Source organism: Rhodococcus sp. X156, assembly GCF_004006015.1.
Taxonomy (GTDB): domain Bacteria; phylum Actinomycetota; class Actinomycetes; order Mycobacteriales; family Mycobacteriaceae; genus X156.
The window spans coordinates 3470396-3494607 of record NZ_CP034766.1 but is presented as its reverse complement, the minus strand read 5'-3'; the positions used below and the strand labels follow the sequence as shown (position 1 = coordinate 3494607).

The 24212-nt window shown below is 71.0% G+C and carries 22 protein-coding genes; 15 read left to right on the top strand and 7 right to left on the bottom strand.

Going from position 1 to position 24212, the window contains the following annotated elements; all coding sequences use genetic code 11:
• The first annotated feature begins 69 nt into the window (after positions 1–69).
• On the top strand, positions 70–711 hold the full coding sequence (locus tag ELX43_RS16480; protein ID WP_127784362.1) for a hotdog domain-containing protein: 642 nt from the start codon (positions 70–72) through the stop codon (positions 709–711).
• A gap of 12 nt (positions 712–723) precedes the next feature.
• Here the strand turns inward: ELX43_RS16480 and ELX43_RS16475 are convergent, their stop codons facing one another.
• Together ELX43_RS16475 and ELX43_RS16470 are read right to left on the bottom strand one after the other, a co-directional pair.
• Positions 724–1650: a hypothetical protein gene (locus ELX43_RS16475; protein ID WP_127784361.1), complete on the bottom strand. Its 927-nt coding sequence runs from the start codon at positions 1648–1650 to the stop codon at positions 724–726.
• Positions 1651–1778: 128 nt separating this feature from the next.
• Positions 1779–2537 (bottom strand): ABC transporter ATP-binding protein, encoded by a 759-nt coding sequence (locus ELX43_RS16470; RefSeq protein WP_241249349.1) that lies wholly within the window; start codon positions 2535–2537, stop codon positions 1779–1781.
• A 456-nt stretch (positions 2538–2993) separates the two neighbouring features.
• On the opposite strand from ELX43_RS16470, the gene ELX43_RS16465 reads away from it, so the two are divergent.
• From ELX43_RS16465 to ELX43_RS16405, 13 genes are all read left to right on the top strand, one after another.
• Positions 2994–4349 (top strand): 8-oxoguanine deaminase, encoded by a 1356-nt coding sequence (locus ELX43_RS16465; RefSeq protein WP_127784360.1) that lies wholly within the window; start codon positions 2994–2996, stop codon positions 4347–4349.
• A gap of 134 nt (positions 4350–4483) precedes the next feature.
• The gene (locus tag ELX43_RS16460) at positions 4484–6091 is read left to right on the top strand and encodes an ABC transporter permease subunit (protein ID WP_127784359.1); all 1608 of its coding nucleotides are present in this window, start codon (positions 4484–4486) and stop codon (positions 6089–6091) included.
• A 10-nt stretch (positions 6092–6101) separates the two neighbouring features.
• The gene (locus ELX43_RS16455) at positions 6102–7136 is read left to right on the top strand and encodes an ABC transporter substrate-binding protein (protein WP_127784358.1); all 1035 of its coding nucleotides are present in this window, start codon (positions 6102–6104) and stop codon (positions 7134–7136) included.
• A gap of 28 nt (positions 7137–7164) precedes the next feature.
• Positions 7165–7827, top strand: coding sequence for a Rieske (2Fe-2S) protein (locus tag ELX43_RS17820; RefSeq protein ID WP_206518044.1), 663 nt, complete (start codon positions 7165–7167; stop codon positions 7825–7827).
• Positions 7824–8429 (top strand): glutathione S-transferase family protein, encoded by a 606-nt coding sequence (locus ELX43_RS16445; protein WP_164860681.1) that lies wholly within the window; start codon positions 7824–7826, stop codon positions 8427–8429. The genes ELX43_RS17820 and ELX43_RS16445 overlap by 4 nt, the downstream gene beginning before the upstream one ends.
• A 38-nt stretch (positions 8430–8467) precedes the next feature.
• A complete protein-coding gene (locus tag ELX43_RS16440; RefSeq protein ID WP_127784356.1) occupies positions 8468–8968 on the top strand; it encodes a thiamine pyrophosphate-binding protein in 501 nt (166 codons plus the stop codon).
• Entirely contained in the window at positions 8965–9579 is a 615-nt protein-coding gene (locus tag ELX43_RS16435) for a thiamine pyrophosphate-dependent enzyme (RefSeq protein WP_206518043.1), read from the top strand. The genes ELX43_RS16440 and ELX43_RS16435 overlap by 4 nt, the downstream gene beginning before the upstream one ends.
• Entirely contained in the window at positions 9566–11104 is a 1539-nt protein-coding gene (locus ELX43_RS16430; protein ID WP_127784355.1) for a GMC family oxidoreductase N-terminal domain-containing protein, read from the top strand. The genes ELX43_RS16435 and ELX43_RS16430 overlap by 14 nt, the downstream gene beginning before the upstream one ends.
• Positions 11105–11108: 4 nt before the next feature.
• Positions 11109–12494, top strand: coding sequence for an amidohydrolase (locus ELX43_RS16425; RefSeq protein ID WP_206518042.1), 1386 nt, complete (start codon positions 11109–11111; stop codon positions 12492–12494).
• The gene (locus tag ELX43_RS16420) at positions 12481–13356 is read left to right on the top strand and encodes an aromatic ring-hydroxylating dioxygenase subunit alpha (protein WP_127784354.1); all 876 of its coding nucleotides are present in this window, start codon (positions 12481–12483) and stop codon (positions 13354–13356) included. Before ELX43_RS16425 ends, ELX43_RS16420 begins: the two co-directional genes overlap by 14 nt.
• A complete protein-coding gene (locus ELX43_RS16415; RefSeq protein ID WP_127784353.1) occupies positions 13353–14861 on the top strand; it encodes an aldehyde dehydrogenase family protein in 1509 nt (502 codons plus the stop codon). The genes ELX43_RS16420 and ELX43_RS16415 overlap by 4 nt, the downstream gene beginning before the upstream one ends.
• 226 nt (positions 14862–15087) lie before the next feature.
• Complete coding sequence (locus ELX43_RS16410; RefSeq protein ID WP_241249992.1) at positions 15088–18156, top strand: DEAD/DEAH box helicase; 3069 nt, start codon at positions 15088–15090, stop codon at positions 18154–18156.
• Positions 18157–18214: 58 nt separating this feature from the next.
• The gene (locus ELX43_RS16405) at positions 18215–18427 is read left to right on the top strand and encodes a hypothetical protein (protein WP_127784352.1); all 213 of its coding nucleotides are present in this window, start codon (positions 18215–18217) and stop codon (positions 18425–18427) included.
• Here the strand turns inward: ELX43_RS16405 and ELX43_RS16400 are convergent.
• Both ELX43_RS16400 and ELX43_RS16395 read right to left on the bottom strand, forming a co-directional pair.
• Positions 18424–19254, bottom strand: a complete 831-nt coding sequence (locus tag ELX43_RS16400; protein WP_241249345.1) for an SDR family NAD(P)-dependent oxidoreductase — start codon at positions 19252–19254, stop codon at positions 18424–18426. The two genes, ELX43_RS16405 and ELX43_RS16400, sit on opposite strands and share 4 nt — an antisense overlap.
• Positions 19251–19724, bottom strand: a complete 474-nt coding sequence (locus ELX43_RS16395) for a nuclear transport factor 2 family protein (RefSeq protein ID WP_127784350.1) — start codon at positions 19722–19724, stop codon at positions 19251–19253. Before ELX43_RS16395 ends, ELX43_RS16400 begins: the two co-directional genes overlap by 4 nt.
• Before the next feature lie 347 nt (positions 19725–20071).
• Between ELX43_RS16395 and ELX43_RS16390 the strand changes: the two genes are divergently transcribed.
• Entirely contained in the window at positions 20072–20746 is a 675-nt protein-coding gene (locus ELX43_RS16390; protein ID WP_127784349.1) for a hypothetical protein, read from the top strand.
• A gap of 75 nt (positions 20747–20821) precedes the next feature.
• Here ELX43_RS16390 and ELX43_RS16385 read toward each other — a convergent pair whose 3' ends face one another.
• The 3 genes from ELX43_RS16385 to ELX43_RS16375 form a co-directional block, all read right to left on the bottom strand.
• Entirely contained in the window at positions 20822–21508 is a 687-nt protein-coding gene (locus tag ELX43_RS16385; RefSeq protein WP_127784348.1) for an EcsC family protein, read from the bottom strand.
• 82 nt (positions 21509–21590) lie between these two features.
• On the bottom strand, positions 21591–22292 hold the full coding sequence (locus ELX43_RS16380; RefSeq protein WP_164860680.1) for a protein phosphatase 2C domain-containing protein: 702 nt from the start codon (positions 22290–22292) through the stop codon (positions 21591–21593).
• A 100-nt stretch (positions 22293–22392) separates the two neighbouring features.
• Complete coding sequence (locus tag ELX43_RS16375; protein WP_206518041.1) at positions 22393–24099, bottom strand: helix-turn-helix domain-containing protein; 1707 nt, start codon at positions 24097–24099, stop codon at positions 22393–22395.
• Positions 24100–24212: the final 113 nt, after the last annotated feature.

Here is a 24212-nt window from a genome sequence, read left to right as displayed (position 1 = left end):
GTACACAATTAGAATACATACTAGTTTCCCTGCCCGTCCGGGCGAACAGCCCCGAGAGGCAGAATGCAGATGACCCAGGCAGACACCGGCTTCGGCTCGGCCAGCCCCAACGGCCAGAGTCCGACCGGCCACCCGGTGGCAGTGGTGGAGGCCACCCGGCGCGTGGGGGAGGCCCTGCTGCGCACCGACCTGCCGGCCGAGGAGCTGCAGGACATCGCCGCCCAGCTCGACGCCATCGCCGCCCGCCTGGCCGTGGGCGCCCCGAGCCACGAGCAGGTCGCTGACGAGCTGCGCGGGTGGAAGCGCCCGCCCGAGCACGACCCGGCCTCGGGGGCCCGCAACGTGGTGGCCCCGCCCCTGCGGCTGGTCGGCGACGGACCCCGCACGATGATCGGCGAGGTCACCCTGAACTGGCTGCACCACGGGCCGCCGCACCACGCCCACGGTGGGGTGAGCGCGCTGATCCTGGATCACGCCCTCGGGGTGTGCAACGGCTGGGCGGGCAAGCCCGGAGTGACCGCGTCGCTGACCATGACCTACCACCGGATGACCCCGCTGAACGTCCCGCTGACGGTGCGCACCGAGTGCCTGAGCATCGAGGGCCGCAAGATCCGCACCGTCGGGAGCATCGAGCACGAGGGTCAGGTCTGCGTCTCCGCGGAGGGACTGTTCATCGCGCTGCCGGGCATGCAGCAGCCGGAGCAGGACTAGCGCCACGGCGGCCTACCCGGTGGCCGGGGCGGGCTGCTCACCGCCGGGCTCGGTCGCCCCGCCGCCCTCAGCCTCGGCGTTGCCGAACACCGCCACGGCCACCGCGCCCACCACCGCGAAGACGAAGCCCAGCGCCGCCAGCCACTGCAGCCCGGGCTTGGCGGCGTCGCCGAGCAGCCACACGCCCACCACGCCCGGGATCACCGTCTCGCCCACCACCAGCGCGGCGGTGGCCCCGGTGACCGAGCCCAGCTGCAGGGCGACGGTGAAGAGGTAGTACCCGCCGATGCCGCCCAGGGCGATGGTCCACGAGGCCGGGTCGCTGAGCAGCACGGGAACGTCCAGCGGGTCCAGCCCCTCGGTCACCCGCACCGCGATGGCCAGCACCCCGAACCCCAGCCCCGCGAACAACCCGGCGGCGATCGATCCACGGCTGCCCAGCCGGCGCACGGTGAGCTGGCCGATCACCAGCAGCGCGACGGCGATCCCCAGCAGGCTCCAGTGCAGCACCGGGTCGACGTCGCCGCCGCCCTCCTTGCCGGCCGAGACCCCCAGGGCCAGCAGCGAGGCCACGACCACCGCGATGGCCACCCAGTCCCGCCGGTACAGCCGGGTGTGCAGCACCACCACGGCCAGCAGCGCCGTCACCACCAGGTTGGAGCTCATGATCGTCTGGGACAGGAACAGCGGGATCAGCCGCGCCGAGACGGCGTTGCTGGCGAAGCCCAGCACGTCGAGCAGGGTGCCGGCGACGTACCAGAAGCTGAGCACCGCGGCGAGCGTGGCGGCCAGGGTGGGGGCGCCGGAGCTGGTGGCCTGGTTGGTCGCACCCTGCGCCTTGGCCCGGGCGGCGGAGCGGCGGGCGGCGTAGGCCTGCAGCACCGACGAGGTGCCGTAGCTGATGCAGGCGAGCAGGGCGCAGAGCAGGCCGACCAGCATGGATGCCCCTGCCTCTCAGCGAGCGCGGCAGCGATGGTTCTGCTCACCGACGATAGAGGAACCAGGCCGGTGGGGCGTGCGGTCTCATCGCCGGGGTGCGCGGGGCTCACCCAGGTTCAGGGATCAGGTCAGCCGTCGGGGAGCTCACCGCCGTGGAACAGCAGCTCGGTCAGCGTGTCGACGTAGGCGTGAAACTCGGCGGTCCGCATCGTCGCCGCGGTGCGGGGACGCGGCAGGTCGATCGGCACGACCTCGATCACCCGACCGGGCCGCGCGCTCATCACCGCCACGGCGTCGGACAGCAGCACGGCCTCGCTGATGCCGTGGGTGACCATGAGGGTGGTTGCCGGCTTCTCGGTCCAGATGCGCTGCAGCTCCAGGTTCAGCCGCTGGCGAGTCATGTCGTCGAGCGCACCGAAGGGTTCGTCCAGCAGCAGGACCGACGGACGGAGCACGAGGGCTCTGGCGATCGAGACCCGCTGGCGCATGCCGCCGGACAGCTGCGCCGGCTTGGCCTTCTCGAAGCCGCTGAGGCCGACCAGGTCGATCAGCTCCCGCACTAGCTCCGGTTCGGCTGCCAGACCAGCCGCCTGCCGCGGCAGCGCGATGTTCGCCTCGACGGTGCGCCAGGGCAGCAACGCCGAGTCCTGGAATGCGACCCCCAGCTCGTGCGCCGTGCGCAGCTCTCGCGGGCTCATGCCGTGGACGAGGGCCTGCCCCGCATCGGGCTGGTCCAGTCCCGCGAGGATGCGGAGAACGGTGGACTTGCCGCAGCCCGAGGGGCCCAACAAGGACAGGAACTGGCCCTCCGAGGTGCGTAGGTCCACGTTGTCGAGGGCCGCGACGGAGGTGCGCCCAGACTTGAAGGAACGGGTCAGGCCGGTCACGTCGAGGCCCGTGCCGAGCGGGCGCTGGGGACGGGCAGCGGCGGTGCTGTGCTCCGCGGGTGAGCGAGTGGCAATCACGTTGTCGGAGCTCCGATCGGTGGGCACGGAAGGGGGCTGGGAAGAATGGCCGAGACAGCATCCGGAAATGGTGACCTGGCGAAAGCACACGCTCCGGCAGATGATTGCGCTGCGCTTGCCGAGCGCTCACCGTGCCCGGCCGCAACATCTGCTGTCAAGCGGCAGTGGTGCGTTACGCACCGTTAACGCGACAGCAACCACGCCGTTGTTCGCCGCGCGTAGCTTCCTTTCTGCGAGGGCGTGAACCACTGGCCCGAGCAGTCCGTCCGGCTCAGCCGGCAACGAGCTGGAGCTCCCCTCCAGCGGAGGACGTCATCTCCAGTGATGGGCGCGAGGGCCATCGCAGACACACATTCGTCTGTCTGTGGGAGGTACCTCATGCACGACCTGGTCATTCGCGACATCGGCCACCTCGTCCTCGAGCCCGGGTCTGAGCTCAGCAACGCCTGGTTGGCGGTGACGTCCGGCCGTGTCGCGGCAGTGGGCGAGGCTGGCACGGAACCTGCTGCGGAACAAGTGGTTTCGGTGGGTGGGCGAACGGTCACGCCCGGCCTGGTGAACACCCACCACCACATGTACCAAAACCTCACTCGCTCCTACGGGCCGGTGGTGAACGGATCGCTCTTCGACTGGCTGACCGGGCTCTACCCGATCTGGGCGGGCCTGGACGAGGAAGCGGTCTACGTCTCCACCTACGTCGGGATTGCCGAGCTGCTGCTGGGCGGGTGCACGACGTCCACCGACCACCTCTACGTGCACCCCCGCCCCAATCTCGTCGACGCACAGATCCGAGCCGCCCGCGACATTGGTTTTCGCTTTTATCCGACCCGCGGCTCCATGTCATTGTCGGTGAAGGATGGCGGATTGCCGCCGGACAGCGTCACGCAAGACACCGACACCATTATGGCGGACAGCCAGCGACTCATCGATGCGTACCACGACCCCGCGCCTGGGGCGATGACCAGAATTGCGCTGGCACCCTGCTCGCCATTCTCTGTGGACGACACGCTGATGCGGCAGACCGCGGAGCTCTCCGAACGGACGGGGGTGCGAATGCACACCCACCTCGCCGAGGACGTCGACGAGCACACCTTCTGCTTGGAGCGGTACGGACGGACCCCGGTCGAGCACTTCGAGGACGTCGGCTGGGCCGGTGACCGCTCGTGGGTCGCGCACTGCATCTACCCGTCCGCCGACGAGATCCAGCGGCTGGCGAACGCCGGCGTCGGTGTGGCGCACTGCCCGAGCTCCAACATGCTCATCGGCAGCGGGACGGCGGGCGTGGCAGCGATGCGCCGGGCCGGAGTGCCCGTCGGACTGGGGTGTGACGGCTCCGCCTCCACCGATCACGCGTCCCTGTGGCTGGAGGCGCGGACCGCGCTGCTGCTGGGGCGCTTCGCCGGTGGTCCGACCGCCATGACTGCGCGCGACGCGCTGGAGATCGCCACCGTCGGCTCGGCACGGTGCCTCGGCTGGGAGGACGAGCTGGGCAAGCTCGTCCCGGGTTCGGTCGCTGACCTGGTCGCCTGGCACATGGACCCGGTCTCGCTCGCGGGTGCGCACAGCGACCCCGTGGAGGCGCTGCTGCGGTGCGGCCCTGCGCGCGCCTGGACGACCGTGGTGAACGGCCGGATCTTGGTCGACTCCGGTCAGCTGGTCCTGCCTGGCCTGGCGGATGCGCTGACCGACCACCGCCGCATCGCCACCCGCCTGCAGCACGCACTCGTGCACTGACGTCTCGCCAGCCGAGCCAGATCGGAGGTTCTGCACGTGATGGTGATCAGCAAGAGTCACAAGCCCCGTGTTGTTCCCGCCCACCTGGCGGGTGCGCTGGAGAACCCGCCGCTGCGCGCGAAGGGGTGGGCGCGATGACCGCGGTACCGATGGCCGGCGCGGGCCGCACGGCGGCCCCCGGGGCGGCTGTCGGCCTGCTCCGTCAACGGGGCGGAGGGCTGCTGCGGCGGGCCGGCGGAGTCGTCGCGGTGCTCGTGGTGTGGCAGGTGCTTGCCGCCACGGTGTTCTCGTCCTACTACGCGTTGCCCGCTCCGACCGCGATTCTCACGCAAGCAGTGGCTGACTGGTCGCTGGTGCAGCCGAACCTGGTGCAAACGGCCAAGGAAGCCGGCCTGGGCTGGCTCTTCGGCAACGGCTTGGCGTTCGCGCTGGCGCTGGTGTTCCTCACCGTGCGTCCGGTCGAGAAGATTGCGACGCAGGTGGCCCTGGCCCTGTACTGCCTTCCGGTCATCGCGATCGCGCCGATCCTCACCGCCGTGCTCGACGGTGATCGCCCCCAGATCGCGATCGCCGCGCAGAGCGTGTTCTTCACGACGCTGGTGGCGCTGATGCTGGGCGCGAAGTCGGCAGATCGCTCGTCCCTGGACGTGGTGGACTGCGCCGGCGGCTCCCGGTGGCAGCAGTTCCGCCGAATCCGGTTGCCCGCGGCGCTGCCCGCGACGTTCGGCGGACTGAGGATTGCGGCTCCCGCAGCGGTGCTGGGGGCGATCATCGGCGAGTACCTGGGCGCGCAGTCCGGGCTGGGCGTCGCCATGGTCTACGCCCAGCAGTCCCTCGACGTGGAGCGCACCTGGGCGCTGGCGCTGTACGCCACGCTCCTTGCCGGAGCCGCCTACGCCGCCACCGCCCTGGTCGAGCGGAAGGTCTGCTACTGGTCGGCGGACATGGCCAACGGCGCAGGGGCGGCCCCGGCGCCGCAGTCGATGCTGAAGCGGGTCGCCACGACCACCGTCACCGCGGTCGGTGCCACGGCGGGCGCAGCCGTGCTGTGGCAGCTGGCGATCGGTGGCCTGGACCCGTACTTCGCCAAGGGTCCCGCAGACGTGTGGACCTACCTGACCACGCCCGGGGAAGACCGGACGCAGCTGTTCGAAGCCCTCGAGACGACGGTGGTCCACGCCTTGGGTGGATACGTGCTCGGCACCGCTGCCGCGCTCGCCACTGCGGTGGCCATCCTCGTGTGGCCGGCAGTGGACGCCGCCGTGATGCCGTTGGCCATCGCGCTGCGGGCGGTACCCCTGGTGGCGATGACCCCGCTCATCGCGCTGGTCTTCGGCCGCGGTCTGGTCACGGTGCTGGTGATCGCCGGCATCGTGACCTTCTTCCCCTCGCTCGTCACCATCGTCACGGGCATGCGCACGGTCCCGCAGGGCGCGGTCGACCTGCTGACCGCGTACGGGGCCTCCACGCTCGGCGTCATGGCTCGGGCTCGAGTCCCCTACGCGCTGCCCAGCGTCTTCGCCGCCGCCCGGATCGCTGCTCCCTCGGCGGTGATGGGGGTGCTGCTCGCTGAGTGGCTGGCGACCGGGGACGGCATCGGTTTCCTCATGCTCCGCGCGTCCATGAATGCCAGCTACGACCGACTCTGGGCTGCGGTCGTGCTGATGACAGTCGTCTCCCTCACCGCTTACGCGCTCGCCGCCGCTGCCGAGAACGCTCTCACCCGCATCCGCTTTCACTAAGGAGCCATCAATGACCCCTGCAACATCTCCGCTCTCACGCCGCACCCTGCTTCGGGGCGCACTGGGGCTGGGCGCCCTCGCCCTCGGCGGCCCGGCCGTCCTGTCGGCGTGCGCGTCCGGCGCCACGAACCAGGTGGCCGCGGACGGCACCAGGGCGATGACCTACCAGCTCAGCTGGTTGCCGACCACTGAGCACTCGGGAAGCTGGATCGCCTCCGACCGTGGCTTCTACCGAGACGGCGGGCTGTCGGTGGAGTTCCTCAACGGTGGACCGAACACCAGCCGGGAGACGGTGGTGATGTCCGGCAAGGCGCTGGTCGGCGGCAGCGAGGCCGACGTGGTGGCCAAGGCGATCACGCAGGGTGCCGATCTCAAGATCATCGGCACCCGGTTCCAGAAGAGTCCGTTCTGCATCCTGTCGCTGGCGGACACCCCGATCAAGTCGCCACAGGAGATGGTCGGAAAGAAGATCGGTGTCGCGGCGGCGAACGAGACCGTGTTCAACCTGCTGCTGAAGATCAACAACATCGACCCGGCGTCGATCGACGTGGTTCCGGTGCAGTTCGACCCTGCCCCCGTCGCGAACCGCGAGGTGGATGGCCAGGTCGTCTTTGTCATCAACGAGCCGACCCAGCTCGAGGCAAAGGGCATCGACACCCACACCTTTCTGTTTGCAGACCACGGCTACACGCTGTTCTCCGGCGTCTACTTCGCGAAGACCCAGACCGTGCGCGAGAACCCCGAGCAACTCAGCGCGTTCTTGCTGGCGGAGCGCCGCGGCTGGGAGGCCAACATTGCCGATCCCCAGCTTGGCGCCGACCTGACGGTGAACGTGTTCGGCAAGGACCAGGGATTCGACCGCGCGCAGCAGCTCGTCGAGTCGCGCACCATCCCCCAGATCATGGTGACGCCGGACACGAACGCCGGGGGCTTGTTGACCCTCCCACCGGCGCTGATGGAGCAGAACATCAAGACGCTCAACACCGCTGGCATTGCTGTGACGGCCGACCAGCTGTTCACCACGTCGATCCTCGACCGTCTCTGACGGCGCACCCCAGGAGGGAGAACATCTGATGACGGAGTGGATCCCGGTCGCGCTCGCGCGCGACATCGAGCCCGGTTCGGCAACGGGCACCAGCATCGGCGGTGCGGCGGTCGCGCTGTGGCGCGGTGCTGACGGATCCGTGCACGCGTGGGCCGATCGCTGCCCCCACCGGGGCATGCGCCTGAGCCTGGGATTCGTGCGCGGCGAGCGACTGGTCTGCCTGTACCACGGCTGGCAGTTCGACCAGGTCGGTGCGTGTCGGCACATCCCCGCCCACCCCGACCTCGCTCCTCCAGCAGCCGTGCGCACGGTGCGCTACCGGGTGCGGGAGGAGTCCGCGATGGTGTGGGTGGCGTTGCCGGGTGACGACGAGGGCCCATTCTCCGCCGACCGCCGGGCAGAAGGAGAGTCAGTACCGGCGTGCTCGGTGTTCGTCGAGGCCGACCGGCACCGCGTCCTCGACGAGATGATCTCGTGCACGGGGGGCGGGGAGGTCGCCGGGACCACCGTGCGGGTAGTGGTCGGCGGCACGCCGGTGCTGGTGGGGACTCAGGCGATGGGCGACGAGGTGACCGCTCTGCACGTCGTCGCGCAGGCGGGAGCCGACACTGCCGCGGTCACTTCCGTCGTGCGGTGGGCCCACGAGCTCCGCGACCGTGTGCACGCGACGACGGAGCTGGTGACCGCGTGACCGGGACCCTGGTCCTGCACGACTTTGCGCTTGATCCACGGTGCTACGCGGTGCGGCTGGCGCTGTCGGTGCTGGGCATCGACCACCAAGTCCGGCCGGTCGACGTGTACCCGGGTGGTGAGCACCGCGGGGCCGTCTACCGGAGGCTGACCCCGACCGGAGAGCTGCCGGTGGTCGAGCATGGCGGCACCGTCGTGGTGGGGACTGCGCGGGTCCTCCAGCACCTCGTGCAGCTGACCGATCACCGGCGGACCTGGGCCGGACCGGGCGTTGACACCTGGCTGGAGTTCTCGGCCGGACCGCTGGCTGCGGTGTACACGGCCAGGGACACCGCCATGTACACCACCGAACCGTTCGACCCGGGTGCTGCGGTGTCGGCGCTGCGCACGCTCGACGACCACCTCGCGCTACAACGACTCCAGGACCACTGGGTGGTGGGGAACCGTCCGACCATCGCCGACCTTGCCCTGTTCCCGGCCGCCGCACTGAGCCGCGACATCGGGGTTGACCACGACCGCTTCCCGGCCCTGCGGCACTGGATGCGCAAGGTCAAGTTGCTGCCCGGCTTCACCGAGATGCCCGGCATTCCGGTCTTTCCCTGAAGACCATTTCCCTCCAAGAGAAAGGGTCCAGCACGACAATGGACTCATCTACCGTTGCAGCGGTCATCCGCGGCCTCAAGCGGGCCGGTGTCAGCACCGTCTGCTACTTGCCTGACTCGCTGTTCAAGGAGCTCTACCCCGCGCTTGACGCCGACCCGGACATCCGCACCATCCAGGTGACCAACGAGGGGGAGGGTGCCGCCATCTGCGGCGGAATCTTCTTGTCCGGCAAGCGGGCAGCCCTCATCATGGAGAACTCGGGGCTGCGCGCCTCCGTCGAGCCCCTGGCTCGCATGGGCCTCGGCGCCGGGATACCCGTGATCATGCTGATGAGCTACCGCGGCGAGCTCGGCGAGAACAACTGGTGGGCTGTTCCGCACGGAATCACCATGGAGCCGATTCTCGATGCCCTCCGGATTCCGTACCGCATCGTCCGCGAGGTGGACTCCGTGGAACGCGCGATCACGGACGCGTTCGACTGGTCCTACGCGGCTTATCACCATTCCGCTGTGGCTCTGGGTGGAGGACTCGTCCGATGACCATGACCCGTTTCGACTGCATGACGCTGCTCGCCGAGAAGTTGTCCGACGAGCTGGTGATCGTCTCGCTCGGCGCCAGCGTCGATGAGTGGTACAACGCCGCGCCGCACATGCGGGAGGCGAGCCTGTTCCAGCAGCAGCTCGGCTGCGTGACGCCGCAGGCCTTCGGGCTGGCGACCGGTCTGCCCCACCGCAGGATCATCTCCCTCGACACCGACGGCGGGATGCTGTTCAACCTCGGCATCCTTGCGACCGTGGCCAACGAGCGGCCCCGCAACCTGTTCACCGTGGTGTGGGACAACGAGTGCTACCAGTCCATCGGCGGGCCTCCCACGCACACCGCCAAGGGCATCGTGAGCATCGCCGCCATCGCTCGGGGCGCGGGCATCGAGCACGCCTACACGGCCACCACCGTGGAGGAGTTCGACAAGCACTGCGTGGCTGGGCTGGCGGCGGACGAGCCCTACGTGCTGGTGGCGAAGGTGTCCAGCGCCGTTCAGCCGGGCATCAGGCGCAAGCACAGCGACGGACGGGAGGACAAGTACATCTTCGTCCGCCACGTGGAGGCGACGGAAGAGATCACCATCATGGGGCCCAGTGAGCACAACTGAGGTCTTCGACTACGTCATCGTGGGCGGCGGGTCAGCGGGGTGCGTTCTTGCCGCTCGGCTCTCCGAGGACCCCGACACCCGGGTCCTGCTCGTGGAGGCGGGTCCAGGCCACGCCGGCGCCACGCAGCTGGAGAAGCCCGCCACGTGGGCAGCACTGCTCGGCGGTGCCTACGACTGGGGCCACACCTACGCGCCGAACCCTCGGCTCGGCGGCCGGGCGGTGCCGATTCCGCGCGGACGGGTGCTCGGCGGCTCCAGCAGCATCAACGCGATGCTGTGGTACCGCGGCTGTTCCGCCGACTACGACGCGTGGGAGGCGGCGGGGGCGAAGGGCTGGAACTTCGCGTCCCTGCTGCCCTACTTCCGACGAGCGGAGGACTGGGAGGGAGGTGCCACCGACCTGCGGGGTGCCGGTGGCCCGATACGCATAACCCGTCCCGTGGATCCGCACCCGGCCGCCCGCGCGCTGCTGGAGGCCGCCGCTGAGCTCGGCATGGTAGTGCTCGACGACTCCAACGGCCCCGACGTCGCGGGCGCGTCGCTGGCCAACCTCACGATCGCCGATGGCCAGCGCGTGAGCACTGCCCGTGCCTACCTTGACCCGGCGGCCCGCCGCGGCAACCTCACCGTGCGAGTGGGAGTGACCGTCAGAGAGCTGCTGTTCGAGGGGAACCGCTGCACGGGGGTGCGGGTCGACGGCCCGGACGGCGCCGCCGACATCCACGCGGACGTGGAGACGCTGCTGTGCGCGGGGGCCATCTCCAGCCCGCACCTGCTGCTGCTCGCTGGCATTGGCGACCCTGCTCAGCTGCGCCGCCACGGGCTCCCAGTGCGGCTGTCCCTGCCGGGCGTCGGGCGCAACCTGCAGGACCACCCGCTGCTGATGGGCGTGAACTTCCGCGCCCGTGCTCCGCTGGGCCCCGCGCGGGACAACGGCGGCGGGGCGATCCTCAACTGGCGGTCCGATCCGCAGCTGGAGCACCCGGACCTGCACGCGTTCGTGGTGCAGGGAGCGCACGCCACCCCGGAGGTGGCTGCCCGCCACGACCTCACCGGCGACGTCTTTGCGGTCTCGCCCGGCCTCATGCGCGCCCACAGCGTGGGGGAGCTGACCCTGCGGTCGGCCGACCCGGGGGTGAGTCCGCACATCGATCCGCGCTACCTGTCCGATCCGCGGGACCTCGCTGCCCTGGTCGCGGGGCTCGACCGTGTCTTCGACCTCGCGGACACCGTGGCGTACCGAGCGCTCGTGGAACGCCCCGTGGCGCCGGAGCGGCGTCTCGGACCGAGTGAAGCCGCGGAGTTCGTGCGGATGAGCTGCTCCACGTTCTTCCACACCGCAGGCACCTGCGCCATGGGCTACGGGGCGGATGCGGTCGTCGACGCCGAGCTGCGCGTGCACGGCGCCGACGGCCTGCGGGTGGTGGACGCCTCGGTGATGCCAGTACTGCCGTCGTGCAACACCAACGCACCAGTGATCGCTCTCGCCGAGCGCGGCGCCGCGTTGATTCGTGGAGAGGAATGACGTCGTGCCCCAGCTGACCCTGCTGACCGCCGATGCGGTGGTGACGATGGACGCCGATCGAACCGTGGTCCCCGGCGGAGCCGTGGTGGTGTCGGGCGACCGGATCGTCGCGGTCGCCACCGCCACCGAGCTGCGGTCCCAGTTCCCCGACGCCACCGAGGTCGACCTGTCCGGGCGGCTGCTCATGCCGGGGCTCGTGAACACCCACTCGCACTCGGGGCTCCTGCGGGGAACTGCTGAGCACCTCCCGGTGTGGGAGTGGCTGCGGGTGCACATCGACCCGATGCACCGCGTCCTCACCGCGGACGAGGCCGAAGCCGCGTCGTGGCTCTGCTACGCGGAGAGCGTGCTGGCGGGAACCACCACCGTCGTCGACATGTGGCGCTTCATGGAGCGCAGCGTGGCCGCTGCGGCCGAGATCGGAAACCGGCTAGTCACCGTCAGCTACGTCGGTGCCCACCCAGACCACGACTACTTCGACTCGCTCGACGACAACGAGCGCCTGCTGCAGCGCTGCCAGGGAGCGGCCGACGGACGGGTGACCGTGTGGGTCGGTCTCGAGCACGTGTTCTACGCCGACGACGCCGGCCAGCGGCGCGCCGTCGACCTGGCCCGCGACTACGACACCGGCTTCTACACGCACTGCAGCGAGTCAGAGATCGAGATCGCCGAGTTCGATCGGAGGTTCGGCGCGCGCCCGGTGTTCGCCCTCGAGCGGCTCGGGTTCCTGGACACGCCGCGGACCATGCTCGCGCACGCGGTGTGGCTGGACGACGCCGAGATCAGGCACCTCGCGCAACGCGGGGTTGGAGTCGCCCACAACCCGGTCAGCAACATGAAGCTGGCCAGCGGCATCGCGCCGATCACCGCGATGCTCGACGCGGGGGTCGCGGTGGGGCTGGGAACGGACGGCGAGAAGGAGAACAACAACCTCGACATGTTCGAGGAGATGAAGGTCGCGTCCCTGCTGGGCAAGCTCGTCAGGAACGACGCGGCCGCGATGGACAGCTGGACGGTCCTGGAGGCCGCCACCACGGGTGGTGCCCGCGCGCTCGGGATGGACGCTGACATCGGGTCCCTGGAACCAGGCAAGAAGGCGGACCTCATTGCGGTGCGCACCGACACGCCGCGCATGACGCCGCTGTTCGTGGACGGCCCCTTCGCGAACCTGCACCACAACCTGGTCCACGCCGTCCGGGGCGGCGACGTCGACCTGACGATGGTGGACGGCTGTGTCGTCGTCCGTGACGGGAAGCTGGTCGAGCACGACCTGCCGTCGATCATCGCCCGTGCCCGGGCGGCCGTGCCCGGCTTGTTCGCGCGCCGTGCCCAGTGGTTGGCGAGCACCCATGAAGGTGACCTGAAAGGCGTGTTCCATGCAGAAGTGTGACGACCCGGTGGTTCTGGACCAGTGGTACGCCGTGTGCGCCGAGGACGAGCTCGTCGACGGAGTGGTCAACACCCGGCTGCTCGGCGCGGAGCTCTGCTGCGGCCGTGAGCCCGGTGGCAAGCCGGTAGTCACGGCTGACGGCAGTCCGGTGCCGGTTCGGCAGCGGTACGGCTTCGTGTGGACCACGCTGGGCACGCCGGCCCGCGACGTGTTCGACATTGAGGAGTCCCGTGAGCCCGACCGCCGCTACGTGCCCTGCGGTTGGATCACCCTGCGGACCTCGCCGGGACGCGTGGTGGAGAACTTCCTGGACATGGCGCACTTCCCGTTCGTGCACACCGGGATCCTGGGTGGTGATGCGAACACCGAGGTCGCCAAGTACCAGGCGGAGATCCGGCACGACGTGGACGAGGTGTGGGCCACGAACTGCAGGTTCTTCCAGCCGCAGGTCTCCGCCGCGACCGAGGGCGCCTACGCCCAGCTGACCTACCGAGTCCCCGCGCCGTACATGGTCATGCTGTACCGGGTGTCGCCGGTGGATCCGAGCCGCAGGGACGCCATTGCCCTGTTCATCCAGCCGATCGCTGAGGACCTGTGCCGGGCGCAGCCGGTGATGTACCTCGTGGACCCGGACTCGGAGCACACCGATCTGCTGCACTTCGAGCAGATCATCTTCCTGCAGGACCGGATCATCGTCGAGAACCAGCGTCCGCTGCTGCTTCCGCTCGAACCTCGCGAAGAGATCCCCACCCGCGCAGACAGCTCCTCCGTCACCTACCGGCGCTGGCTCAAGTCCAAGGGGCTGCGCTGGGGTGCGCTCCCCTTCACCCAGGTTCACCCCAGCAAGGAGGGCTCCCGATGACCAGCCTGTCCGTGGCGCCAGCCGCCACCGTCCGGCACAGCGCCGACTTCTTGTCCGGGGCCGCGAAGAAGCTGCTCATCGATGGCGAGTGGCGCACCGGGGGCGGTCCGGAGCTCCTGTCGGTGGATCCGGCCACGGACCGCGTTCTGGCCGTGCTCGGGTCGGCGGACGCGACGGATGTCGACGCCGCGGTGGAGGCCGCGCGCGCGGCCCTTGACGGCAGCTGGACCGCCCTCACCCCGAGCGCACGAGCGCGGATCCTGTGGCGTCTTGGCGAGGTGATCGATGCGCATGCCGATGAGCTGGCCGAGCTGGAGACGCTGGACCAGGGCAAGGCCTGGGCGACGGCGCGATTCGCGGAGATCCCCGCCGCCGCCGAGCAGTTTCGGTACTACGCGGGATGGGCAACCAAGATCACGGGCAGCACAGTGACGCCGTCGATCACCTACCAGCCGCAGGGTCGGAAGGTGCTCGCGCACACTGTGCACGAGCCCGTCGGTGTGGTGGCCGCGATCGTGCCGTGGAACTCTCCGCTGCTGATGGCCGCGATGAAGCTGGCCCCCGCGCTCGCTGCCGGGTGCACGGTGGTGCTGAAGCCGGCTGAGGACACCTCGCTCACGGCGCTGCGGTTCGGTGAGCTGCTCTCCGAGGTGGGGATGCCGGCAGGGGTGGTCAACATCGTGACCGGTGGCGGCGAGGTCGGACGCATGCTGGCTGAGCACCAGGGAGTCGACAAGGTGACGTTCACCGGTTCCACCGAGGTGGGGAAGAGGCTGGTGGCGGGGGCAGGGGCCGGTAACCTCACGCGGCTGACCTTGGAGCTGGGCGGGAAGTCCCCAGTGGTGGTGCTCGGCGACACCCATCTGGCCGAGACCATTCCGGGTGTCGCGCGCGGCATCTTCACCAACTGCGGGCAGGTGTGCGTCGCCGGGAGCCGGGTCTATGCCGAGCGCTCCGTCTACGAGGAGGTGGTCGACGGGCTCGCGCATGCTGCCGGGGCGCTGCGGCTCGGGCATGGGCTGGACAGCGGCACTGACCTCGGTCCGCTGGTGAGCCGGCGACACCGGGCAACGGTGGCCTCGTACGTCGATGACGGTGTGCGCCGCGGTGCCACGGTCGTGGCCGGGGGCCGGGAGGTGGGCGACGTGGGCAGCTTCTACGAGCCCACCGTCGTGGTGGACGCCGCGCCGGACCTGCCGATGATGCGGGAGGAGATCTTCGGCCCGGTGGTGACGGTGACCCCGTTCGACGACGTCGACGAGGTGGTCGCCTGGGCCAACGACACCGAGTACGGCCTCGCTGCGAGCGTCTGGACCTCTGACCTCTCCCGTGCCCACCGGCTGGCCGGCGCGATCCGCGCCGGCACCGTCTGGATCAACTGCCACTCCTACTTCTCACCCGAGCTGGTGAAGGGCGGCCACAAGCAGTCCGGCTGGGGATACGAGAACGGTGCGGCGGGGCTGCAGAGCTACCTCGAGACCAAGACGGTGTGCATGACCGTGTGAGGAACCAGGCCGGTGGGGCGTGCGGTCTCATCGCGAGTCCGTGCGGCGGGGTGGTGTGCCAGGCCGAGACGGCAGCAGCTTGGCGTCGGGCAGCGGGAGGTTCGTAGGCTGGTGGTGGGTGCCCGGCCTCGGGCTCCGACGCCGGGCGAACCAACGCCACCCCCTGGTGAACGCGCCGCTGAGGCAGTCGCGCTCCGCAGACCGTAGAGGAGCAGCAGCTTTGTTCGTGGCGCACGGGTTGTGGTCGTCGGCGGCGGGACTCCTGCTGTGGACCGAGACCGACGAGCGTGCGGGTGCGCCCGTTCCGGCGGGGCTGCACCCGCTGGCGGTGGCCGACCCCGCGAGGCTGCCTCCTCCGCCCTCGGACTGGTCGGGGCCGCTCAAGGAGGCGCTCACCCCGTACGAGCTCGACCGGCTGCCCACCCTGCTGCTGCCCACCGGCACGATCGCCGGCCTGGCACCCGCCCCGCTGCCCTCGCCGGCGCTGCGGGCGCCCGACGCCGGGGCAGCCCGCGGCACGGACCTGGCGCCGTGGCAGGTCCCCGCCTGCGCGGTGGCCCGGGTGGACTCGGCTGACCTGCTGATGGAGGTTGCCTCGCTGCGCACCCCGAGCAACGGGGCCTGGGTCGTCGCTGACGAGCTGGCGTTCCTCGGTGACGTGGCCGCCGGTGTTGCCCGCTGGGTCTACTCCGGACGGGTGGTGCCGACCGTGGTGCGCGACGGCCAGCAGTGGCGGGCCCGGTGGGTGCTTGCCGACGACGGCCCGATCCGCACGTGGCGCACCCAGGTGGGCGCGGCCCTGCCCCCGGTGCTGCGCGCGGAGGTGGTCAACGGGTGCACCCCCAGCGGCACCGCGGTGGTGGACAGCCTCCTGGAGTCGTTGTGCGACAGCATCACCAGCGCCACGCTGTCGCTGGTGGAGCCCCGGGTGCGCCGGCCCGCGCACCCGCTGTTCGAGGCCCTGGACACCGGCGAGCCGCTGGCCGAGGGTGACGCCCCGGACCCGGCCCGGCTGAGCACCCGGCTGCACCGCTGGGCGACCAGCTCCACCCTGGACACCCCGGACGTGGTGTTCCGGCTGCTGGAGCCCCCGGACGACGAGGCGGAGGAGCCCTACCCGGGCGCCACCGAGGAGCCGAGCCCGCGCTGGATGCTGGAGGCCTGCGTGCGCACCGCCGACACCGCCCCGGTGCCGCTGCGGAGCCTGCCGCGCTCGGCCACCCACGACAGCGCCGCCATGCACGCGCTGGGCCGGGCGATGGCCGCCTACCCGCCGCTGCGCGGACACACCCCCAACCTGCACGAGCACGTGCTGATCCTGACCACCGCCGAGGCGCTCGACCTGGTGACCACCGGTGCGGCCGCGCTGCGGTCGGCGGGGATCACGGTGCTGCTGCCGCGGGCGTGGGCCCGGCGCGACCCCACGCTGGCGCTGCGGGTGGTGGCGCCGGACGCCCACGTGGCGGCGGAGGAGGCAGCCCTGGGCATGGCGCAGCTGCTCGGCTACCGGTGGCGGATGGCGCTGGGGGAGGTGGAGCTGACCCGCGCCGAGCTGACCCGGCTGGCGCGGGCGCAGGCACCGCTGGTGCGGCTGCGCGGCGAGTGGGTGCAGGTCGATCCCGAGGTGGCCGGTCGCGCAGCCCGCTACGTCGCCGAGCACCAGGGCAGCGACGCCACGCTCGCGGAGCTGCTGGCGATGCTCGCCGGCGACGACCAGCCGCCCGCGCCGGTGACGGAGGTGGTGGCCGAGGGATGGTTCGGCGACCTGCTGGCGGGCCGGGTGCCCAGCGAGGCGCCCGAGGGGGTGGGCCTGCCGCCCGGCCTGCACGCCGAGCTGCGGCCCTACCAGCAGCGCGGGCTGGACTGGCTGGCGTTCATGAGCGGGCTGGGCCTGGGGGTGGTGCTGGCCGACGACATGGGCCTGGGCAAGACCCTGCAGCTGCTGGGCTTGCTGGTGCACGAGCAGGCTCAGCGCACCGAGCCGACGCTGGTGGTGTGCCCGATGTCGGTGGTGGGCAACTGGCAGCGGGAGGCCGAGCGCTTCGCCCCGGGGCTGCGGGTGGCGGTGCACCACGGGCCGGAGCGGGCGCGGGGGGCGGCCCTGGGGGCGCTCGCCCGGCGCAGCGACCTGGTGCTCACCACCTACCAGCTGCTGGCGCGCGACCGCGACGAGCTGGCCGCGGTGCAGTGGGACCGCGTGGTGCTCGACGAGGCGCAGCACGTGAAGAACAGCGCCACCGAGCAGGCCCGCGCCGCCCGCGCCCTGCCGGCCCGGCACCGCGTCGCCCTCACCGGCACTCCGGTGGAGAACCGGCTGGAGGAGCTGCGTGCCCTGCTGGACTTCGCCAACCCCGGCATGCTCGGCTCGCCGCAGGCCTTCCGGGCTCGCTTCGCGGTGCCCATCGAGCGCGAGCAGGACCCGGAGGCGCTGGCCCGGCTGCGCACGGCCACCGCGCCGTTCATGCTGCGCCGGGTGAAGTCCGACCCTGCGGTGATCGCCGACCTGCCCGAGAAGCTGGAGATGACGGTGCGGGCCAACCTCACGGTGGAGCAGGCGGCGCTGTACCAGGCGGTGGTGGACGACATGCTGGCCACGATCAAGCAGTCGCGGGGGATGCAGCGCAAGGCGCTGGTGCTGTCCACGCTCACCCGGCTCAAGCAGGTGTGCAACCACCCGGCGCACTTCCTGGCCGACGGCAGCGGCGTGCTGCGCGACGGTGAGCACCGCTCGGGCAAGCTCGAGCTGGTGGAGGACCTGCTGTACTCGGTGCTGGCCCAGGCCGCCGGTCAGCACCCGGACTGTCCGCCGTCGAAGGTGCTGCTGTTCACCCAGTTCACCCAGTTCGGGGAGCTGCTCGCGCCGTGGCTGGGCCGCGAGCTGGGCGTGCCGGTCCCCTTCCTGCACGGCGGCGTGAGCAAGGGGCGCCGCGACCGGATGGTGGAGGCGTTCCAGCGCCCAGCGGGCCCGCCGGTGATGCTGTTGTCGCTGAAGGCCGGTGGCACCGGGCTCAACCTCACCGCGGCCAACCACGTGGTGCACCTGGACCGCTGGTGGAACCCAGCGGTGGAGAACCAGGCCACCGACCGGGCGTTCCGCATCGGTCAGCAGCGCGACGTGCAGGTGCGCAAGCTGGTGTGCGTGGGCACCGTGGAGGAGCGGATCGACGCGCTGCTCACCGGAAAGCAGGAGCTGGCCGATGTGGTGGTGGGCGCGGGGGAGACCTGGCTGACCGAGCTCGGCACGGACGAGCTGCGCGCGCTGATGACCCTGGGCGAGGAGGCCGTCGGTGAGTGAGCGTGCGAACGAACCCAAGGGCACCGTGAGTGAGCGTGCGACCGAACCCAAGGGCACGGTGAGTGAGCGTGCGAGCGCACCGGTGGGCCCGCTGGACACGGACCTGGCTGACTGCCTGGACCGCTACTACCAGCCCAGCGCCCGCGTCCCGGTGCCGCCGGTGCGGTTCCGGCCGGTGGTGGACGAGCTCGACCCGGCGCTGCTGCGCACCGCGCTGGGCAGCGACCGGGCCGTGGCCTACCTGCGGGACTGCTACCGGCGCCTGGGCTAGACCTCCTGCAGCGGCGGGAACAGCGGTCCGCCACCGAAGAACGGCCGGTGGGTGGGCGGCTGGCGCCCGTCGGAGTTGGTCAGGCCGTGGTCGCGCCCGTACTCGGCGGTGATGACGGTGTGGCCGTTGTAGGCGCGCAGCTTCTCGTCGTGGGCGAGGGCGTTGATCACCTGGCCGATGTACTCCGGCTCCTCGGCGTCGGCGATGGAGAACCCCTCGAAGCTGTCGCCCATGGACTTGACCCGTTCGGTCTGCACCAGGCCGAGCCACAGCGACACTGCGGTCACCCCGGTGCCGGCCAGCTCGACGGCCATGTCCGCGGCCATCTTGTCCAGTGCGGTCTTGGACATCCCGTAGAGCACCGAGTGCAGGTAGCCGCGGGAGCCGAAGGAGGAGATGTTGGCCATCAGCCCGGAGCCCTGCGGCACCATGATCTTGGCCGCCTCGACACACGCAACGTAGTGGGCGCGCAGCCCGATGCCGATGAGGCTGTCCCAGTCCTGCACCGGCCGCTTCCAGAACGGCTGGGTGAACCCGGCGTATCCATCGGGGTTGGCCCACGCGTTGTTCACCAGCAGGTCCAGCTGGCCCTGCTCGTCGGCGATGCGCGCGAACACCTCCGCCACCTGGTCGTCCTGGTGGTGGTCGCAGGCCATGGCGTGGCCGGCTCCACCGGCGGCGGTGATGGCCTCGGCAGTGCTCGCGAGCCGGTCGGCGTGCCGGCCGGTGACGTAGACGGTCCAGCCTTCCGCGCCCAGCGCGCTGGCCACCCCCTTGCCCACGCCTCGTCCGCCTCCGGTGACCAGGGCGACCTTGTGCGCGCTCACGGCTGCTCCACCACGGTGTCGTCGGTGAGCGGGCGGGTGATCGACCAGCCCCGGGTGAAGTGGCAGCGGTCCATCTTCCAGTCGCCGTCCTCGATGACGTAGTGGTCGTCGTACTCGCCGCTGAGCACCGTCTCGGTGCGTGCGTGCAGGTCGACCTGGCGGAACTGCAGGGTCCAGCGACCGGTGGCCTCGGCGGGGCCGACGATGGTGACGTCGGGGTGGAAGCCGTGGTGCATGTCCAGCACCCGGTGGCCGCCACCGTCCTGGGCCAGCGCGATGCGCTCGAACACCGCGGCCATGCCGTCGGCGTCGGTCGCGCCGAGCGTCCCGTAGTCGATGGACGAGCCCGTTCGAGTGAAGCAGCTGCGAAACCCTTTGGGGTCCTTAGCATCACAGGCTCGCCAGTAGTCGTGCTTGAGCTTCTTGATGCGCTCCACCTGCACCAGCTGCTCCAGTTGTGTCACCGTCACCACGGCTCCCCTCGCCGGCGACCTCCGTGGTCGCCGGCGCCAACCTAGGGCAGATGAGGCGTGATGTCTCTCACAGTGTCCGTTCACCGGAACGGTCGTTTGCCGATCCCGCTCGCCTGCGTGCCGTCGAGCCGGGTATCCAGAGTTATTGACCTATCACTAGATGGGCGCATAAAGCGCGAGCGGCGCCGGACGCAACCCCGCCGGCGAGGCCGTGGGCAATGCTGTCGAGGGCCCACGACGCGGTGGTGAACGAGGCGTCGTCCGGCAGGGAGAATGGGGGGGTGCACCCAGTCCCGCAAGAGCTCGCCGATCGTGTCCGCCGCCCCATTCCTGAAGGGTGCTCGGTGATCCCGCGCAGCCTGCCCATCGTGGCGCAGGGCGACCCCAGCGTGGCCGCGGTGGCCACCCTGACGGTCAACCCGAGCAAGCTCGAGCTGACCACTCCCACGGGGACCTGGCTGGCCGGGGAGTACCGCCGGGTGGAGTCGTTGCGCTCGTTGGACGTCACCGACGCCGCGACGCTGACCGACGAGCAGGTCGCCGCGGTGGTGGCGCGTTGCTACGGCTACTTCCAGGCCAACCCGCACCGCCCTGCCTTCGCCGCGCTGGAGGAGCTGCTCGGCGCGGTGGGAGCGGGCAGCTACTACGACGGCACCGCCTGCCACCTGCACCTGGTCCAGTGGGCGACCAACCCGGTCTGGCACGGGCTCCCTCCGGCCGTCCGGGAGCAGCTGGTGGCGGCGGACGCGGACTTCCTGCGCTGGCAGCTGCGCAGCTCCGGCGTGCGCCGAGTCCTGGTCAACGGCGGCAACGCCCTGGAGTGGCTCGTCCGCGCAGGGCTCGTCGCCGCGTTCGAGACCGAGGAGGTGGAGTACCGCAACGCCAAGGGCAACCTGCGCACCATGACGCTGTCCTCGGCCGAGGTCGACGGTGTGCGCTGGCAGGGCTGGCCCACCCCCGTGGAGGACACGCTCAGCCCGGACGGCCAGGCCGCGCGGTCGGAGTGGTTGCGCGCCTGAGCTTCACCGCTCGATCATGCTCTCTTCGGGAGTGTTGGGCCGACGCTAGACAGCTCTAGGCGCCGGTAGCGAGCGCTACTGGTCGATCACGGTGACGCCCGGTCCGGCGAAGCGGCCCGCCACCGGCCGGGGCAGGAACAGCGTGCGGGCGGAGCGGGCCGTGGTGGTGATGCCCACCATGTTCACCCCGGCCCCCACCCCGCCGCCGACGAACGGCACCAGCTTCACCAGGTTGACCGCGCCCCGCTGGCCGAACTTGGCCACCAGCTGGTACCCCACCGACCGGTTCAGCTCGCTCAGCTCGGCGGTCGACAACCCGCTCAGCGCGGTGAGGACGTCCTTGCCGTCGGTGCTCACCCCGTGCTGGGCGAGCAGGCTGGTGCCCTCCTCGCCGAGCAGGGTGATCAGCACCAGGCTGCGCACCTGCGGCGCGGCCAGGTCGTAGCCGCGCAGGTGCGCGATCGCCGCCGAGAGCCGGGCGGCAGCCACGTGGTAGCTGGTGACATCGGCGGGCAGGCCCACCACCAGGGCGAGAGCGCCGCCGATGCTGGTGGCGAACCCGGTGGCGCCCACCATCCTGCGGTGCGCCACCAGCAGCCGCTGGATCGCCGGCTCGGGATCCCCCTCGGCCGCGAGCGCCTCGGTGGCCACGGCCTCGGCGCTGCGCCACGGACCGAGCCCGTCCACCCCGGCGGTGAGCACCCGCTCCACCAGCTGGTCGCCGGTGGCACGCAGGGCCGGGTTGTCGGAGAGCTCGCTCATGGCCCCACCGTAGCGACGTCAGCCGCAGAAGTGCCTGCCGCGCTCAGCGGTCGGCTCTCTGCCTCAGCGGTCGGCCCGCGGGTCAGAGGTCGATGACGACGACGGTGACGTTGTCACGCCCGCCGGCCTGCACTGCTGCCTGGACCAGCTCGGTGGCCGCCTGCGCCGGGTCCTCGGTCGCCAGGCCGGCCGCGATCTGCTCGTCGGTCAGCTCGCTGTTGAGCCCGTCGGAGCACAGCAGCAGCCGGCCGGCGTGGGAGGGCAGGTGGTGCACGGCCGGCACGGGGGGAGTGGGCTGGCCACCGCCGAGGGACGCGGTGAGCAGGTACTGGCCGGGGTGCACCCGGGCCTCCTCCGCGGTGATGTCGCCGTGGGCGAGCAGCACCTCGGCCTGGTTGTCGTCGGTGGTGACCTGCTGCAGCGCGCCGTCGGCGAGCAGGTAGGCCCGGCTGTCGCCCACGTTGCCCACCAGCACCTCGCCATCGGCGTCGCGGCAGGCGAGCACCATGGTGGTGCCCATCCCGGCCAGCTCGCCGTGGGCGGCGTCGCGCACCCGGCCGTGCGCGGTGGCGAAGGCAGTGGCGACCAGGTCGACGTCGGCGGGCTGGTCACCGAGCACCTCGGCGGCTGCCTCGACCGCCATCCGGCTGGCCACCTCGCCGCCCGCGTGGCCGCCCATGCCGTCGGCGACGATCCACACGGTGTCGGTGGTGAGGGCGGCGTCCTCGTTGTTCTCCCGCACCTGCCCCACGTCGCTGGCGGCGGCGTACCGGCTGGTGTTCACGCGTGCTCCTGTACTAAGCGGTGGGCCTGCATTGCTCCACAGTGCATCACGCGGGTCCGGTCGATGGTGAATTGAGCGCCGCTGGGCGCAGGCTCGGTCGTCAGCCGACGGGCGGGACGATCCCGTAGTCGTGGATCTTGCGGTAGATGGTGGCGCGGGACATGCCCAGGGCGTGGGCGGTGGCGGCCTTGTTCCCCCGGGCGTCGTTGAGCGCCTGCACGATCGCGTCGCGCTCCATCGACTCCAGCGGGCTGAGCAACCGGCGGCTCACGGTCTGGGCCGCCGGTGGCAGGTCCTCGGGCTGGATGACGCCGCTGCGCCGGCGCTGCGCCACCTGCCGCAGCACCTGCAGCACCTGCGCTGCGTTGCCCGGCCAGGACGACCGCATCAGCAGCCGCATCGTCTCCGGGGCGCAGGTCAGGTCGGCGCCGTGTTGGAGGCGGCTGAGGAACAGCGCCACCAGCTGGGGCAGGTCCTCCATGTGCAGGCGCAGCGGCGGAACCTCCACCGTGCGGGGGAACAGGCCCAGCAGGCGGTTGAGCTCGCGGCCCTCGCTCACCCGCTCCAAGGTCAGCCCGACCCACAGCGGCTGGGCGCGCTCCACCGTGGCGGCTTCGCGCAGCAACGCGCCGAGCTCGCGCAGCTGCGCCGGCCGGAGCCGGTCCACGTGGCGTACCACGAGGCTGTGGTCCCTGCGCAGCAAGGCTTGGCTCGCCCCGGCGAACCACTCCAGGTTGGTCGAGGCGTCGGCGGCGTCCAGCAGCACCAGGCGGCGGTCGGGCTGCTGGCGGGACTGTGCGGCCCGGAGCAGGGCAGTCTTGCCCACGCCCGGCTCGCCCTCCAGCGCGAGCCACTCGCCCGAGCGGACGACCCGCTCGGTCTCGTGACAGGCCCGCAGCCACAGCGGTGCGTACCCGACCAGCCCGGGCAGCGGCATCCGCACCGGGTCGCTGCTGGTCAGGTTGTGCCTGTGGTCAGGCTCGCCGAGCTTCGCGTGCGCCACCAGCCCGGCGACCTTGCCGTTCTCTCGGACCGGGCGGCAGTGCATCCGGGCGGTGATGCCGGTGGGCAGCTCCACCACGGTGGACACCCGGCTGCCGTTGCCCAGCAGCTCCGCGGCGTGGCTCAGCAGCGCGGCCTGGTCGGCCGGGTCGAGGGTGGCTCGGGCGTAGTCGTTGAGCATGGCCATGTTGTGGTTCACCGCGAAGACCACGCCGGCCGTGCGGTGGCAGGTGCGCATGTACTCGTGGAACAGCTCCAGATGGTTGGACCCGGTCTCGGTCAGCATCTGCTGGCGGATTTGCTCCGCCGTGGTCTTGGCCAGGGTGAGCAGCAGCGGCCCGGCATCCTTGCGCCAGCACGTGAGGTCGACGGCGCCCACGGTGCGACCGGAGACGGGGTGGCGGACGGGCACGCCGGCGCACGCCAGGTTCTCCAGGCTCTCGACGTAGTGCTCGGGCCCGATCACCTCGGTGGGCTTGCCCGTCACCAGGGCGGTGCCGATGCCGTTGGTGCCGGCGTAGTGCTCGCCGTAGGAGAACCCGGGGGCGAGCTGGACGTGGTCGAGGTGACGCTGCAGCTGGGAGTCGGCGGTCAGCCGCAGGAGCACCAAGCCGCTGGGATCGGTGAGCACGACGCTCACCGGCTGTCCGTCCAGCTGCTCGCACAGGTGGCGCAGCACCGGCTCGGCGCTGCGCGTCAGCGGAGTGTCGGTGTCCGGGTCCTGCACGTAGGGCAGCTCGATCTGGTCGGCAGCGAGGTCACGGTCGCGTGATCGGCGCCACGAGGCCAGGATCGGCCCCCGCACCTCCGGCTCGGCGGAGAGCAGGCTGACCCGCTGTGCTGCGCTGCTCCACGCCGTCCCTGGCCTGGTTGGCGCTGAACTCGGTGGTGTTGGCCTCATTGCCTCGCCCAACTCAT